This window comes from Streptomyces sp. NPDC001536 (assembly GCF_042894505.1).
Lineage (GTDB): Bacteria > Actinomycetota > Actinomycetes > Streptomycetales > Streptomycetaceae > Streptomyces.
Genome location: NZ_JBIAVQ010000014.1, coordinates 284,240 through 299,554 on the forward strand (window position 1 = coordinate 284,240; position 15,315 = coordinate 299,554).

General features: G+C 69.0%; 14 protein-coding genes, 1 pseudogene and 1 riboswitch. Of the genes and pseudogenes, 4 read left to right on the forward strand and 11 right to left on the reverse strand.

Annotated features, from left to right (window positions below; all coding sequences use genetic code 11):
• Window positions 1-76 precede the first annotated feature (76 nt).
• Both ACFY0U_RS33790 and ACFY0U_RS33795 read right to left on the reverse strand, forming a co-directional pair.
• Window positions 77-1,081, reverse strand: coding sequence for a helix-turn-helix transcriptional regulator (locus ACFY0U_RS33790; protein ID WP_388642280.1), 1,005 nt, complete (start codon window positions 1,079-1,081; stop codon window positions 77-79).
• Between the two features lie 62 nt (window positions 1,082-1,143).
• The gene (locus tag ACFY0U_RS33795; protein ID WP_388642282.1) at window positions 1,144-1,998 is read right to left on the reverse strand and encodes a thioesterase family protein; all 855 of its coding nucleotides are present in this window, start codon (window positions 1,996-1,998) and stop codon (window positions 1,144-1,146) included.
• Window positions 1,999-2,134: 136 nt separating this feature from the next.
• Here ACFY0U_RS33795 and ACFY0U_RS33800 point away from each other — a divergent pair, with 136 nt between their 5' ends.
• On the forward strand, window positions 2,135-3,355 hold the full coding sequence (locus ACFY0U_RS33800; RefSeq protein WP_388642284.1) for an alpha/beta hydrolase: 1,221 nt from the start codon (window positions 2,135-2,137) through the stop codon (window positions 3,353-3,355).
• Here the strand turns inward: ACFY0U_RS33800 and ACFY0U_RS33805 are convergent.
• The 9 genes from ACFY0U_RS33805 to ACFY0U_RS33845 all read right to left on the reverse strand — a co-directional run bounded on the left by ACFY0U_RS33805 (window position 3,264) and on the right by ACFY0U_RS33845 (window position 13,093).
• Entirely contained in the window at window positions 3,264-3,926 is a 663-nt protein-coding gene (locus ACFY0U_RS33805) for a trimeric intracellular cation channel family protein (protein ID WP_388642285.1), read from the reverse strand. The genes ACFY0U_RS33800 and ACFY0U_RS33805 overlap by 92 nt on opposite strands.
• 60 nt (window positions 3,927-3,986) lie before the next feature.
• On the reverse strand, window positions 3,987-5,228 hold the full coding sequence (locus tag ACFY0U_RS33810) for an ABC transporter ATP-binding protein (RefSeq protein WP_388642286.1): 1,242 nt from the start codon (window positions 5,226-5,228) through the stop codon (window positions 3,987-3,989).
• Window positions 5,229-5,239: 11 nt separating this feature from the next.
• Window positions 5,240-6,337, reverse strand: a complete 1,098-nt coding sequence (locus ACFY0U_RS33815; protein ID WP_388642288.1) for an ABC transporter ATP-binding protein — start codon at window positions 6,335-6,337, stop codon at window positions 5,240-5,242.
• The gene (locus tag ACFY0U_RS33820) at window positions 6,334-7,332 is read right to left on the reverse strand and encodes an ABC transporter permease (protein ID WP_388642289.1); all 999 of its coding nucleotides are present in this window, start codon (window positions 7,330-7,332) and stop codon (window positions 6,334-6,336) included. Before ACFY0U_RS33820 ends, ACFY0U_RS33815 begins: the two co-directional genes overlap by 4 nt.
• A gap of 109 nt (window positions 7,333-7,441) precedes the next feature.
• Window positions 7,442-9,241, reverse strand: a complete 1,800-nt coding sequence (locus ACFY0U_RS33825; RefSeq protein WP_388642290.1) for an ABC transporter substrate-binding protein — start codon at window positions 9,239-9,241, stop codon at window positions 7,442-7,444.
• 69 nt (window positions 9,242-9,310) lie between these two features.
• Complete coding sequence (locus tag ACFY0U_RS33830) at window positions 9,311-10,321, reverse strand: ABC transporter permease (RefSeq protein ID WP_388642292.1); 1,011 nt, start codon at window positions 10,319-10,321, stop codon at window positions 9,311-9,313.
• 313 nt (window positions 10,322-10,634) lie between these two features.
• On the reverse strand, window positions 10,635-11,435 hold the full coding sequence (locus ACFY0U_RS33835) for an enhanced serine sensitivity protein SseB C-terminal domain-containing protein (RefSeq protein ID WP_361490662.1): 801 nt from the start codon (window positions 11,433-11,435) through the stop codon (window positions 10,635-10,637).
• A 144-nt stretch (window positions 11,436-11,579) separates the two neighbouring features.
• Window positions 11,580-12,350, reverse strand: a complete 771-nt coding sequence (locus ACFY0U_RS33840) for an enhanced serine sensitivity protein SseB (RefSeq protein WP_388642293.1) — start codon at window positions 12,348-12,350, stop codon at window positions 11,580-11,582.
• 80 nt (window positions 12,351-12,430) lie between these two features.
• On the reverse strand, window positions 12,431-13,093 hold the full coding sequence (locus tag ACFY0U_RS33845; RefSeq protein WP_388642295.1) for an AAA family ATPase: 663 nt from the start codon (window positions 13,091-13,093) through the stop codon (window positions 12,431-12,433).
• A gap of 191 nt (window positions 13,094-13,284) precedes the next feature.
• Window positions 13,285-13,378, forward strand: a riboswitch (glycine riboswitch).
• Between the two features lie 143 nt (window positions 13,379-13,521).
• On the opposite strand from ACFY0U_RS33845, the gene gcvT reads away from it, so the two are divergent.
• From gcvT to ACFY0U_RS33860, 3 genes and pseudogenes are all read left to right on the forward strand, one after another.
• Window positions 13,522-14,637, forward strand: coding sequence for a glycine cleavage system aminomethyltransferase GcvT (gcvT, locus tag ACFY0U_RS33850; protein WP_388642296.1), 1,116 nt, complete (start codon window positions 13,522-13,524; stop codon window positions 14,635-14,637).
• 118 nt (window positions 14,638-14,755) lie between these two features.
• Window positions 14,756-15,133 carry a glycine cleavage system protein GcvH gene (gene gcvH, locus ACFY0U_RS33855; RefSeq protein WP_046261643.1) on the forward strand — a complete coding sequence of 126 codons (378 nt, stop codon included), beginning with the start codon at window positions 14,756-14,758 and terminating at the stop codon, window positions 15,131-15,133.
• A gap of 15 nt (window positions 15,134-15,148) precedes the next feature.
• Window positions 15,149-15,315, forward strand: a pseudogene (locus ACFY0U_RS33860) (serine hydroxymethyltransferase); the annotation flags it as partial.

A 15,315-nucleotide genomic window follows, 5' to 3' on the forward strand; every position in this document is an offset into this window, starting at 1 on the left:
CTGGAACTCAATCAACGCGGCTTGGGGCTTCCTTGAGCGATCACTGTCCCCTGCCTGTGCGCGAGGCAAAGACCGCCTAAAAGACCCCGCCTGACCTGGTGTCATCCCCTGCCCCGTCTCCTGCTCGCCGGTACAAGCCCGTGACAGAAGCGGCCGCCCGGAACAGTTCCTCGCGCACTTCGGGCGGCGAGAGCACCTCGATCCGGTCGGAGAACTGCAGCAGTTGACGGGCCTCGCCGAGCACGCCGTACGACAGCCGAGCGGTCACCCACTCGCCCTCGCCCCCGTCCTCGGGGGGTTCGGTCAACCAGGCGGCGTTGAGGCGCAGGAACAGGTCGAGGCGGTCGCGCCGGACCCGTACGACGACGTCGACACCGCCGGGGCGTTCCTCGACCTGACGGCGCAACACCTCCCAGGCGTCGGCGAGTTCGACGCCCGGCCGCCGCCGCACGGGGTCGTCCAGCACGGTCGCCGAACGCACCCGGTCCACGCGGAACAGCTGCGGCCTGCCCCGCCGGTCGGCGACCAGGTACCAGACACCGGCCTTGGAGACGAGGCCGTACGGGTCGACGGTGTACGTCCGTGGCTCGCGCTGCCCGCTGTGCCGGTAGCGCAGTCGCAGCCGGCGGTCGGCGAAGACCGCGTCCTGCAACACGTCCAGGTCCACCGCGACTTGGGGGCCGCCCTTCCAGCGGGTGGCGTCGACGAGGATGCGCTGCGAGGTCGCCTCGGCGGCCGGACGGTGCGGGGCCGGGAGCGCCGCCATCACCTTGCGCAGCGCCGAACCGAGCGCCGCGTCCAGGCCGAGCGCGGCGTGTGCGCCCTGGGCGGCCAGGATGAACAGGGCGCGGGACTCGTCGGCGGTCAGTCCGGTGACGTCCGTACGGAATCCCGCGAGCAGTTCGATGCCGCCGTGCCGCCCGCGTTCGGCGTAGACGGGGACGCCCGAGGCGGACAGGGCCTCGATGTCCCGGTAGATCGTGCGGACGGACACCTCCAGGCGTTCCGCGAGTTCGTGCGCGGGGACACGGCCGCGGGTCTGAAGGAGCAGCAGGATCGACAGGAGGCGGTCGGATTTCACCCCGCCAGGATCCCTCGGTGTGCGGTGAGCGCGGGGACCCCCTGGGCCCCATCGGCCTCGAATCAGCCGAGCCTGACGCGGGCGAGCTGTCGGGACTGCGCCACCAGGCGGTCCGCGCTGTCCCAGACCTCGGCGTCCTCCTCCAGGAAGCCGCCGGCGAGGTTGCGGGTGGTGATCGAGACGCGGAGGGGGCCCGGGGCCGGGCGGCAGCGGACGTGGACCGTCAGCTCGACCGTCGGGACCCAGCCCTTGAGGCCGATCTCGAAGGCGGTCGGCGGCAGCGCGTCCACCGCGAGGAGCAGCGAGAAGGGGTCGGCGTCACGGCCGTCGGCGAGGCCGAACCAGGCGCGCATCTCGCCCTTGCCGGACGGCGCGCCGAGGGCCCAGCCCAGGGTCGACGGGTCCAGCTTGAGCATCAGCCGGTCGGCGATGGCGGAGCTGCCGTCGACCGGGGCAGGTCCGTCCTCGGGGCCGAAGCACTGGTCCATGGGCGGGAAAGCGGGCGGCTTCGCCGTCGTACGGACGTCGTCGGGCAGGGCGCCCAGGTCGCCGTAGGAGGCGAGGACGCGGATGCGCTCGATCTCGTTGCCCTGCTCGTCGTACTGGAAGAGCGAGGCCTGGCCGGTGGAGAGGGTGCGGCCGGTGCGGACGATGTCCGTGCGGACGACCGCGGGGCCGGGCTGGGACGCGGTCAGGTAGTGCGCGGAGATCGTGAACGGGTCCGCGTGCGGCAGGGCGTCCGCGAGGGCGCGGCCCAGGACGGCCAGAAGGTAGCCGCCGTTGACGGCGCTGATGATCGTCCAGCCGGCGGAGAGGTCGATGTCGTAGACGCCGGGTTCGCGCAGGGTGAGCGCGGTGTCCCGGTCGAACTCGCTGTCGCCGATCGTGGCCTGCGTGGCGGTAGCTGCTTCTGGCATGGCTGAACGGTACAACAAGTGATTACTAAGCGGTAGCTTTGCATACGATCAGCCGAGGGTGAGAGCGGGGCAATTTCCTGGTAAGTGTCCGCACTCGTCCGTAAACCCGGCGCCCCGCCGCCCCCTCTGTAGGGGCATGAGCCTCACCGGGACCACGTTCCTCTACACACTGATCGTGCTGTCCGTCGTCGCCGTCGTCCTTCCGCTCGCCCTGTGGTCGCGGCTGCGGGGCCCCCGCGCCCTGCGCACCGCGGCCCGGCTGCTGATGGTGGTGTTCGCCCAGGGGACCGCCGTCGCCCTCGTCTTCGTCCTGGTCAACAACCAGAACAACCTGTACGACGACTGGGCCGACCTGCTCGGCACCGGCGACCATGTCCAGCAGGCCGCGAACCTGGGCCCCGACGGCACCGGCGGCATCGCGCTGAAACGCCTGCCGAAGGTCCGGCAGCACTTCACCGACGCCTCCGGACCCGGGCTGCGGGGGGTCCGCGAGACCCAGCTCAAGGGACGGATCTCCGGCGTGAACGCCGAGGTCTACGTCTGGCTGCCGCCCCAGTACGGCCGACCCGCCTACCGGCACCACAGGTTCCCCGTGGTGGAACTCCTGTCGGGCTACCCGGGCTCGGCGAAGGCCTGGTTCGGATCGCTGCACGCGGTCGACCGGTTGCGACCCCTGATGCGGGACGGCCGGGTGGCGCCCTTCATCCTGGTCGCCCCGCGCATGAACCTGCTGGCCGGGGTGGACACCGGATGCGCCAACATCACGGGCACGGTGAACGCCGACACCTGGCTCAGCGTCGACGTGCCGAAGATGGTCACCGACAACTTCCGCGCCCAGGCCGGGCCGGCCGGCTGGGCGGTGGCCGGATACTCCGCGGGCGGGCACTGCGCCACCAAGCTCGCCGTCGCCCACCCCGACCGCTACCGGGCCGCGGTGAGCATGTCCGGCTACAACGACCCGATCGGCGAACGCAATTCATTGGCCGCCGAGACCCCCGCCCTGCGCCGCGCCAACAACCCCTACCTCCTGCTGCGCGACGCCCGCACGCCGCCCGCGGTCGCGCTCTACCAGTCGGGACAGCCCGGCGACGGCTACGAGGCGGCCACCGGTCTCGAACAGATCGCGAAGGCGCCGACGACCGTGCACGTCGTCTACATCCCGAAGAGAGCGGGCGGCCACAACATGGCGCTGTGGCAGCCGCAGGTGGTCCCGGCGTTCCGCTGGCTGACCGAGGAGATGGGGCTGCTGCACGGCCGGGCGGGCGCTACTCCTCGCGTACGGTCGAGCGCCGGTTCCAGGCCCGCGGAGCTCGCCAGTGGAACCGCATCGCCAGCAGCCGCAGCACGAAGGCCGTGAGGACCGCGAGCCCGCTGGTGAACGGGGTGAGCGCGTCGTAATGGATGCACAGGGCGACCATGGTGGCGCCGACGATCGCCGGGACCGCGTACAGGTCGCGGTCCCAGCGCAGCAGCGAGGGCACCTCGTTGGCGAGCACGTCCCGCAGGACACCGCCGCCGACGGCGGTGGCCAGACCGAGGGTCGCCGACTGGGTGAGGCCGAGCCCGTACTCGTACGCCTTGGTCGTCCCGGCGACGCAGAACAGGCCGAGTCCGGCCGCGTCGAAGACGTTCACACCGACCTGGATGCGCTCCACGTGGGGGTGCAGGAAGAAGACCAGGAGGGCGGCGAGCAGCGGGGTGACGAAGTAGCCGAGGTCCGTGAAGGCCGCGGGCGGCACGGCACCGATGATCAGGTCCCGGAACAGTCCACCGCCCAGCGCCGTGACCTCGGCGAGGACGGCGATGCCGAAGACGTCGAAGTTCTTGCGGACGGCCAGCAGCGCGCCGGAGATCGCGAAGACGAAGATGCCGATCAGATCGAGCGTGTGCTGGACGGAGGGGGTGAACAGGTTCTGGAGCACCCCCATATTCTCACCCAGCAGCAAGCCCCCGCCTTACAAATGAAGGCGGGGGCTCGCTGACAGGACTTACTTCTCCTTGGAAGGAGCTTCCGGAGCCTCGGGCTCCGCAGTCTCCTCGGTCTCCTCCGCGGCACTCTCGGAGGCGCTCTCGGCGACCTCCGCCGCCACCGCCGCCGACGTCTCCGCCGACTCCGCGAGCACCTCGTCCGCGACCAGCTCGGCCGCCTCCTTGGCGACTGTCAGCAGAACGGTGTCCTGCGGGGCCTGGTCCTCGAAGTTCTCCGGGTGGTGACAAGCGACCTGCTGGCCGGGCTTGAGCTCGACGAGCTTCGGCTCGGTCGTCTTGCAGATCTCCGTCGCCTTCCAGCAGCGGGTGTGGAAGCGGCAGCCGCTCGGCGGGGAGATCGGCGAGGGCACGTCACCCTTGAGCAGGATGCGCTCGCTCTTGGCGTTCTTGCGCCGCGGGTCCGGGATCGGCACCGCCGACATGAGCGCCTTGGTGTACGGGTGCATCGGCGCCTTGTACAGCGACTCGCGGTCCGCCAGCTCGACGATCTTGCCGAGGTACATCACCGCGATCCGGTCCGAGACGTGCCGGACGACCGAGAGGTCGTGCGCGATGATCACGTACGTCAGTCCGAGCTCCTGCTGGAGGTCGTCCAGCAGGTTCACGACCTGGGCCTGGATCGACACGTCCAGCGCGGAGACCGGCTCGTCGGCCACCACGAGCTTCGGGTTGAGCGCGAGCGCGCGGGCGATGCCGATGCGCTGACGCTGACCGCCGGAGAACTCGTGCGGGTAGCGGTTGTAGTGCTCGGGGTTGAGACCGACCACCGACAGCAGCCGCTGGACCTCCGCCTTGATACCGCCCTCGGGCGTGACGCCCTGGAGCTTGAAGGGGGCGCCGATGATCGTGCCGATGGTGTGGCGCGGGTTCAGCGACGAGTACGGGTCCTGGAAGATCATCTGCACATCGCGGCGCAGCGGACGCATACCGCTCACCCCGAGGTGGGTGATGTCCTGGCCCTCGAACTCGACCTTGCCTGCGGTCGGTTCGAGCAGCCGGGTGATCAGCCGGCCCATCGTCGACTTGCCACAGCCCGACTCGCCCACGACACCGAGGGTCTCGCCGGCCTTGACCTCGAAGTCGATGCCGTCGACCGCGCGCACCGCGCCGACCTGCCGCTGGAGCAGGCCCTTCTTGATCGGGAAGTGTTTCTGGAGCCCGGTCACCTTCAGCAGGGTCTCGCCGGGGGCGGCGTCGCCCTTGGTGATCACCGTGCCTTCGCTCTGCGCAGGGATGCTCACTTTGTCCTCGCTCACAGCTTCGGCGCAATCTCTTCGATCCAGATACGCTCCCGCTGCTCCTGCGACATGTGGCAGGCGGCCCAGTGCTTGCTGCCCACCTCGGACAGCTCGGGGCGGACCGTACGGGTGACGTCGTCCTTCGGGATGTCCGCGTACGGGCAGCGCGGGTTGAAGGCGCAGCCGGACGGGATGTTGATCAGCGAGGGCGGGGAGCCCTTCACCGGGATCAGGCGCTCCTGCTGGTCGCGGTCCAGGCGCGGCATCGAGCCGAGCAGACCCCAGGTGTAGGGGTGGCGGGGCTCGTAGAACACCTTCTCCGCCGGACCGCGCTCGACGCAGCGGCCGCCGTACATCACCAGGATGTCGTCGGCGAGCTCGGCGACGACGCCCAGGTCGTGGGTGATGATGATGACCGCGGAGCCGAACTCCTTCTGCAGATCCCGGATCAGGTCGAGGATCTGCGCCTGGACGGTCACGTCCAGGGCGGTCGTCGGCTCGTCCGCGATGAGCAGTTCGGGGTTGTTGACCAGCGACATCGCGATCATCGCGCGCTGGCGCATACCGCCGGAGAACTCGTGCGGGTAGCTGTCCACCCGCTTGTCCGGCTGCGGGATGCCGACGCGGTCGAGCATCTCCACGGCACGGCGCTTGGCGGTCTTCTTGTCCACCTTGTGGTGGATGCGGTACGCCTCCACGATCTGCTGGCCGATCGTGTAGTACGGGTGCAGCGCGGACAGCGGGTCCTGGAAGATCATCGCCATGTCACGGCCGCGCAGCTTGCGCACGTGGTCCGGGTCGGCGGTGAGCAGCTCGGTGCCGTCCAGCCAGATCTCGCCGGAGATCTGTGCCTTGCGCTTGCCGTACTGGCCGGCGGTGTGCAGGCCCATGATGCCGAGCGAGGTCACCGACTTGCCGGAGCCGGACTCGCCCACGATGCCGAGGGTCTTGCCCTTCTCCAGCTGGAAGCTGAGCCCGTCGACGGACTTGACCAGACCGTCGTCGGTCGGGAAGTGCACCTTCAGGTCGCGCACTTCCAGGAAGGCGGTCGGCGCGGGCGAAGCGGGGGTGGGCTCACCCACGGCCGCTCCGCTCTTGCTGAGTTCGGTCATGCGAGCCTCACTCGGGGGTCGATCACGGCGTACAGGACGTCCACCACGAGGTTGGCGATCAGCACGGCTACGGAAGTGATCAGGGTGACGCCCAGAATGATGGGCAGGTCCTGGTTCTTGATACCGCTCAGCACCGCCTGGCCGAGGCCGGGAAGGCTGAACGTGGTCTCGGTCAGGATCGCGCCGCCGATGAGGGCGCCGAGGTCCATACCGAGCATGGTCAGGATGGGCGTCATCGTGGAGCGCATGGCGTGCTTGCCGATGACGACCTGTTCCTTGAGGCCCTTGGCGCGGGCCGTGCGGATGTAGTCCTCGCCGAGGATCTCCAGCATGGTGGCGCGGGTGATCCGGGCGTACATCGCGGCGTAGAGGAACGCCAGGGTGATCCAGGGCAGGATCATGCCGCCGAGCCAGCCGGTGAAGCTGTCCTCGAGGGGCACGTACTCGCCCTCGATCCAGCCCAGGCTGTAGGAGAAGATCGCCAGGCTCAGCAGACCGGTGAAGTAGATCGGGAGGGAGACACCCGCGAGGGCGACGACCATCGCACCGCGGTCCCAGAGGCTGCCCCGCTTGAGCGCGGAGAGCACGCCCGCCGAGACACCGAGGATCAGCCACAGCAGTGCGGCGCCGAGCGCGAGCCCCAGGGTCACCGGGAAGCGGTCGGTCAGCACCGGCCAGACGGCCTGCTCGCTGCGGAAGGAGTAGCCGAAGCACGGCGCGGAGCAGTGGATGACGTCGCCGCCGCCCACATAGGTGCGGCCCGCGAAGATGCCCTTGAAGAACTCCCAGACCTGGGCGTAGATCGGGTCGCCCAGTCCCAGCTTCTGCCGCACGCCCTCGACAGCGGCGGGGTCGGCCTGCTTGCCCACGAAGCTCAGGGCGACGTCGACACCTGCCCACTTGGGGACGAGGAAGAAGATGCCGAAGACCACCATGATGATGACCACGAGCATCACTGCGGCGGCAAACAGCCGCCTGATGAGGTAAGCGAGCACAGCTCTCGGCCCGCCGCGGATCGCGGGCCACCGGAGGTCGTCCGGTGGCCCGCGATCACACGTCGCCGGCCTTCACCTGCCTTTCGTGCCGTTCGGCGGGTGTGCCGGGTTACTTCGAGGACTTCAGACCGAGGTTGACGAAGTCGTACATGCCGCTGTAGTTGTCCGACGTGTAGACGTTGGCCAGGCGGTCACCGCGCCAGTTCACGAACTTCTCGAAGACGAACGGCAGGTAGTAGCCACCGTCCATCACCGCGTGGTTGATGTCCTTGGCGATCTGGAGCTTCTCCGCGTCACCCTGCGTCTTGACGTAGGTGTCGAACAGGCCGTTGATCTTCTTGTCGTCGATCATGGCGAAGTTGTTGTTGCCGCTCTCCAGGATGTACTTGCCGTCCCACAGCGGCAGACCGAAGCCCTGGACGGACGGGAAGTCCGCGCCCCAGCCCATGATGATGATGCCGAAGCCCTTCTTCTTCACGTTCGAGGGGCTGCCGATGATGCCGGAGGTCTGCGAGCCGTCGTACTGCTCGATGTCGACGGTGATGCCGACCTTCTTCAGCGAGGCCTGGAGGGACTCGGCGGTGGCCACCTCGACCGGCTTGTTGTTACGCACCGCGATGGTGGTCTTGAAGCCGTTCGGCTGACCGCAGGCCTTCAGCTCTTCCTTGGCCTTGGCGACGTTGCCGTTCTTGTTGGCACCGGCGAGCTCGTACGGGTCGTAGGACTGGCCCTCGGAACCCGGAACGGTCGGCGGGAGCATGTTGGTGCCGATGTCACCACCGGCGACCGGGCCACCGCGCGCGGTCTGCAGCGAGACGTGGTCGGCGCCGTAGATCACGGCCTTGCGGCAGTGGATGTTGTCGAACGGCTTCACGGTCTGCGGGAAGACCGCGTACCGGATGTAGCCGGAGACCGGGTTGTCCAGGTTGGCCTTGTGCTCCTGGAGGGCGGTGGTGCGGCCCTGCGGGGACAGACCGGTCTGGTTGATGTCCAGGTCGTAGTCACCGGCGAGCAGACGGGCGTCCAGGTCGTTGGCGTTCGAGAAGAACTTGACCGAGATCTTGTCCGGGTAGGCCTTGCGGATCGGGTCCGAAGCCTGGTCCCACTTGTCGTTGCGGACCAGGACCAGGTCCTTGCCCGGGCTGTACGACTGGAACTTGTACGGGCCGGAGGAGAACGGGTGCAGACCGTACTTGGACTTGGTGTCCTTGTCCTGGCGGACCGGGGAGGCCGAGACCAGGGCAAGGATCTCCTGGAAGTCGGCGTTGGCCTCGGGCAGCTTGAAGACGATGGTCTTGTCGTCCGGCGTCTCGATGGCCTTCAGACCGAGCTTGTCCTTGGAGGTGTCCTTGTAGGGACCCTTGTACTCGCCCTTGGGGTCGAGGACGTCCTTCAGGTACACGGGGCCGCCGGACAGCACGTCCTGCGCCCAGACGCGCTCGATGCCGTACTTCACGTCCTTGGACGTGATCGGCTTGCCGTCCTCCCACGTGATGCCGTCACGCAGGGTGTACGTGTAGGTCTTGCCGTCGTCGGAGATCTTGGCGAGACCGGTGGCGAGGTCCGGCGTGAGCTCGGTGCCCTTCTCGCCCGGCGCGGCGGTGCCCGTCACGAGCTGACGGCTGTAGTAGCGCGCGAAGTTCCACATGAAGCCGTAGTAGCCACGCGTGGTGTCCCACGAGTCGGCGTCCTGGGCACCGGCGAACTTCAGCTCGCCGCCCTTCTTGGCCAGCGAGGCCTGGGCGACCTTGTTGTTCGCGGCGTTGAAGCCGGCCGCGCCCGTGGAGTTGTTGCTGTCGTTGCCGTCATCACCGCCGCCGCCGCACGCCGCCGTGGTCAGCAGCGCGGCGACCGCGGCGACAGCGGCAAACGCCTGCTTCCGCCGCCCTGAGGTGCGTTGGGTAGTCACGATCTCGGATCCTCCGGATTTGATGAGAGACCCCGTGTTGGTGCCACGGGACGCTTTGTGTACGGCAGTTCAGCGGGAACCCTTCGGGTCCAGCGCGTCACGCACGCCGTCGCCGAAGAGGTTGAAGGCAAGAACGGTGATGAAGATCGCCACACCCGGGACCACCATGTACGTGGGGTCCGACTTGTAGTAGTCGATCGCGTTCGAGAGCATCTGCCCCCAGGAGGCCGTGGGCGGCTTGACGCCCACGCCCAGGAAGCTGAGCGCCGCCTCGGTGAGGATGTTGGTGGGGATCATCATCGTCGTGTAGACGATGATCGGCGCGACCAGGTTGGGCAGCAGTTCCTTGAACAGGATGTAGAGCCGCCCGGCGCCGAGCGAGCGGGCCGCCTCGACGTATTCGCGCTCGCGCAGCGAGAGCGTCTGGCCGCGCACCACGCGTCCGATGTAGGGCCAGCCGAAGAAGCCGATGACCAGGATCATCACGAACAGGCGCACGTCGGTGCCGGTCAGTCCCAGCATCTCGTTCGGCATGACCGAGACCAGCGCGATGATGAAGAGCAGCTGCGGGAAGGCCAGCAGACCGTCCATGACCCGGCTGATCGCGGAGTCGACCCAGCCGCCGAAGAAGCCGGCCAGGATGCCCAGGATCGTGCCGATGACGACGGCGACGATCGCGGACAGGAAGCCGACGAGCAGCGAGATACGGGCGCCGTAGAGGATGCGGGCGAAGATGTCACGGCCGTTGACCGGCTCGACACCCAGCCAGTGGTCGCCGCTGACGCCGCCGAAGGCCCCCTTGGGGGTGCCGAACAGCGGGTCGATCAGGTCTTTGTCGTTGTACGTGTTCGGGTCCTGGCCGTACAGGTTGGTGATCACCGGCGCGAGCAGAGCGACGACGATGAGGAAGAGCACGACAATGCCGCCCGCGAGAGCGAGTTTGTCCCGCTTCAGGCGCTCCCAGGCGATCCGTCCCAGGGAACGCCCCTGTACGGCCTTGGCGTCGGCGCTGATAACCGCCGCTTCTTCGGCCGCGCTCGGGGCCGCTTCCGCGGTCGGCTCGTGCAATGGTGCCGTCATCTGGCAGGGGCCCCTCTCAACCGGCGGTGGCCGGCCTTCACTTGCCGCTGTGGCGGCGTGATCAGTCCGTCGTACACAGGGGCGAACCCACCCCTGCTGCGGGAGTCTTCAACGCTTTGGCGATCTGTTGCCAGACTTGGCGGTGAAAGGATGCATAAACGTGATGCGGCTAGGAGGGTTCCGTTATCCGGACGCCGGGTAACGACGGCCGGACGGGGACCAGTTGGGACAATGAGGGCCTCATAGGGGCTATCTGCCCTCATCTACGCGCGCAGATACACTCCCGTAACAGAAGAGCCTGTGCCGGTCTGGATCAGTAGCCGCCGGGCGCCGGAGGGTAGCCGTACCCGGCCGCCGGAGCCTGCGCGGGAGCCGCCGCGTGCGCCTCGCGGTCGTAGAAGGGGCGGGCGCTCGCGCGCATCCACATCGCGACCGGGTCGTACTCGTCGGACATGGCGACGGTCGACACCGGCAGCCCGTCCGGGACCGCGCCGATGGACTGCTGCATCATCGCGCGCACCGAGTCCACGGCGGGCGGACTGGTGTCGTACACGTCCAGTCCGATGGCGAGGTACGGCGCCCCGAGCGCGGGCTGCACCCAGGCGCGGCGCAGCGAGCGGACGGCCGGGGTGCGGTGGGCGTTCTGCGCGATCAGGCCGTAGAACTGCGGGATCTCGATCCCGGGCTCCGACAGCCGCAGCGGACCGGCCGGCTGGCGCTCCAGACCGGTGGCGATCCGGCGCAGGTCGAGCCAGGGGATGCCGACTCCGCCGCCGGGGGCGTGCGGGTTGAGCCAGAGGCCGAAGTGGTCGGGGTAGAGGGTGCGGGCGACGTCGATCCCGTCGACGACCTCGTAGGAGCGGTTCCACCCGCTGGCGCTCAGTTCCTGGGCGGAGGTGACGCACGGGGCGTATCCGTACCCGCCCACCTCCATGTTTCCGTACTGGGCGTCGGGCGAGCCGGACTGGCCGTGCCAGAGGAGCATCCAGATCTGGCCGGAGGAGGGGGTGGCGAGGGCGCGGAGGAGTGCCTCGTAGGCGTCGTATCGCCCCGGCGTCACCTGGCGCAGCATGTGCTCGACCTGGCCGGTCGCGGCGGTGCCGCTCGCGCTCACGAGTCCCTCCGGAGAAACGGTGCGTATGTCTGCCGACAGCTTAAGCGGTGACGGCTCGGGGCTTGCGGTGGTCTGCGGGGTGCCGGTACGTCGTGGCTTGTCGCGCAGTTCCCCGCGCCCCTAGGTGTGCTGCCCTGAGGGCGTCTAAAAGTCCTGCTGATAAAAGGGACGTACCTTCTCTTTCATCCAGTGACCCACCGGATCATCCGCTACGTCCAGCAGGACCAGGTTCACCGGCCATTTCACCGGGGTTCGGCCCAGGGCCCTGCCCAGTGCGTCCATCGGGAGGGTACGCAAGTCGCCCTCCCATTGGGAGAGTTCTACGCCGACGAACATCACGGGCTCGGCCGTCTCGATCGAGGCCAGGCAGCGGCGGGCGGTCAGGACGACGCCTGTCGCGGCGAACTCGGCGGAGGCGGTGGCGAGGAAGTCGACCGGGTCGTCCTGCCAGTCCGGTTCGTAGAGCTTGACGCGGCCGCCGGTGTTGGGGCCGTCCAGCGGGGTGCGGCCGATGCGGCAGAGTTCGGAGACGGCGGGCGGAGGGAGGGGCACGCCGACCACGCCGTCCGGGTTCACGGCGATGCCGACCTGCGGGGGCAGGCCGCGCGCGAACTCGACCGCGGGCGCGATCGTGTACGCCATGTGCCCGCCCGCGACATGGCGGAACTGCTCCTCGGAGCTGAAGACCGGGACGTACGCCTGGCCCTCGATCTCCATGCTGGGCAGGTCGAGGGGGCCGCTGTGCGGGCCGCCGCCGTTCGGCAGCGGGATCCAGACGAAGCTGCGGCCCAGGACCTCGATTATCCGGGCACCGGCCGCGGGCATGCCGAGGGAGGCCGAGAGCACCTCCTCCAGCTCGTTGCCGGGCCATCCGCCGCCGTGCGGATGGGGGTGTGCCTGTGCCGGGAATGCCATCTGTCCGTCCGCCTGCCGAGTACTGCCGCTTGTGTCGGGTCTGTGGCTGAGAAGGCTAGCGGGTACGCGGGCGCCCGAGGTCAGCCCGTGAAACCGATCCGGCGCAGGGTGTCCGCCGCGTCCCGGTCGAGCAGCACCGCCGAGCCGACGCCTTGCGGCAGGTCGCCCTTCGCCACCGAGCGGATCAGCCGGGCGGCCGCCGTGCGGTGCCTGAGGAAGGCGTACTTCGAGACGCCGCGGCCACGCTCGCGCTGACCGGCCAGCGCGATGTCCGGGGTGACGTCGAGCAGCAGCAGATGCAGGGTGCCGCCGCGCCGGCGGGCCTCGCGGGCCAGCCAGCCGCGCACCCAGGACTGGGTGCCGCAGTCGTGCACGACGACCCCCTTGCCGGAGCGCAGCGCGCGGAACAGACCGAAGTAGTGGGCGGCCCGGACCAGGGGGCGGTAGATCGCGTACGGCAGGAAACGCGGCGCCCGCTCGTCCCAGCGGTCGCGGGTGTCCTGGGAGTCGATCCGGGTGCCCTTGACGGCCCGCCGCATCAGGGTCGACTTGCCGCTGCCGGGCAGGCCGGTGATCACGACGAGGTCGTCCGGGGCGAAGAGCAGGGCGTGCGGGCTGTGGCCGGCGCGGTCGCGCAGGTCGCGGACGACCGGCTGCGGTGCGCACGCCTCCCGGGCCGGAGCGGCCGGCTGTGCGGGCAGCGCGACGGCCGAGGTGGTGGCGTACGCAGTGGTCCTGTTCACCGTGATCGTCCTCCCCTGGGGTGGGTCACGAGTTCCCATCCCCGTCGAGTGTAAAGAGAAGGTAATCCGCGGTGCCTCCTGTTTCCGTCCGTTTCTCGCAACAGGCCTGCTACAGGCTGCGGCGAGGGCCGCCCCTGCCGTGGTCGCCGGATGCGTGCAATGATGGCCGCGCCAACTGCATACCGGCCGTTTGAATCCGCGCGGGAGAGTTCCCAGCCCTGCTGGGACGCCGAAGGAGCAAGTCCCTCCCTTGAATCTCTCAGGCCCCGTTACCGCGCGGGCGAGGCACATCTGAAAAGCGAGCCGCCCTCCGGCGGCTCCACCCAAGGTGCAAGTCATGTCCCCTGCGGTCATGGCGAACCTCTCAGGTTCCGATGACAGATGGGGAGGAACGACCTCGCCGTCATGCCTTGGGAGACAACCGTCCGATGAGCAATGAACCCCGTCTTACCGCGCTCGATGCCCTGCATCGCTCGCTCGGCGCGACGATGACCGACTTCGCCGGCTGGGACATGCCCCTGCGCTACGGCTCCGAGCGCGACGAGCACAACGCCGTGCGCACGAAGGCCGGGCTCTTCGACCTCTCCCACATGGGCGAGATCACGGTCACCGGACCGCAGGCCGCGGCCCTCTTGGACTACGCCCTCGTGGGCAACATCGGGAGCGTCGGCGTCGGCCGTGCCCGCTACACCATGATCTGCCGCGAGGACGGCGGCATCCTGGACGACCTGATCGTCTACCGGCTCCACGACACCGAGTACATGGTCGTCGCCAACGCCTCCAACGCCCAGGTCGTCCTGGACGCACTGGTGGAGCGTGCGGCCGGCTTCGACGCCGAGGTGCGCGACGACCGGGACGCGTACGCGCTGATCGCCGTGCAGGGCCCCGAGTCCTCCGGCATCGTGAAGTCCCTCACCGACGCCGACCTCGACGGCCTCAAGTACTACGCCGGGCTGCCCGGCACGGTCGCCGGTGTCCCGGCGCTGATCGCCCGCACCGGCTACACCGGCGAGGACGGCTTCGAACTGTTCGTGAAGCCCGAGCACGCGGTCGAGCTGTGGCAGGCCCTGACCAAGGCGGGCGAGGCCGTCGGCCTGATCCCCTGCGGTCTGTCCTGCCGGGACACGCTGCGCCTGGAGGCGGGCATGCCGCTGTACGGGCATGAGCTGAGCACCTCGCTCACCCCCTTCGACGCCGGGCTCGGCCGGGTGGTGAAGTTCGAGAAGGAGGGCGACTTCGTGGGGCGCCAGGCGCTGCGCGAGGCCCTCGAGAACCTCGACCACGACGTACCGCGCGTTCTCGTCGGCCTGATCGCCGAGGGCCGCCGTGTCCCCCGCGCCGGGTACGCCGTGGTCGCCGACGGCCAGGTGATCGGCGAGGTCACCTCCGGCGCCCCCTCCCCCACGCTGGGCAAGCCGATCGCGATGGCGTACGTCGACGCCGCGCACGCCGCGCCGGGCACCACCGGGGTCGGTGTGGACATCCGGGGCAGCCACGAGCCCTACGAGGTCGTGGCTCTGCCGTTCTATAAGCGCCAGAAGTAGACACTGGACGTGAGGTCGCGCGCCCGCGCGTGACCCTGCGCACATTTCCGCTGCTCACGCACGTTCCCAGCAGTCCCCCATTCACCAGCACTCCCCCGCGTACAGGAGAATTCAGGCCATGAGCAACCCCCAGCAGCTGCGCTACAGCAAGGAGCACGAGTGGCTGTCGGGCGCCGAGGACGGCGTCTCGACGGTAGGCATCACGGAGCACGCGGCCAACGCGCTCGGCGATGTCGTCTTCGTGCAGCTCCCGGAGGTCGGTGACACGGTGACCGCGGGCGAGACCTGCGGCGAGCTGGAGTCGACCAAGTCCGTGTCCGACCTGTACTCCCCGGTGTCCGGTGAGGTCACCGCGGTCAACGAGGACGTCGTCAACGACCCGTCGCTGGTGAACTCCGCCCCCTTCGAGGGCGGCTGGCTGTTCAAGGTACGCATCGCGGACGAGCCGGCCGACCTGCTCTCCGCCGACGAGTACACCGCCTTTTCCGCCGGCTGAGGAGTCGTACACCTGATGTCCGCACTGAACACGCCCCTGCACGAGCTCGACCCGGAGATCGCCGTCGCGGTCGACGCCGAGCTGAACCGTCAGCAGTCCACCCTGGAGATGATCGCCTCCGAGAACTTCGCGCCGCTCGCGGTCATGGAGGCCCAGGGCTCGGTCCTGACCAACAAGTACGC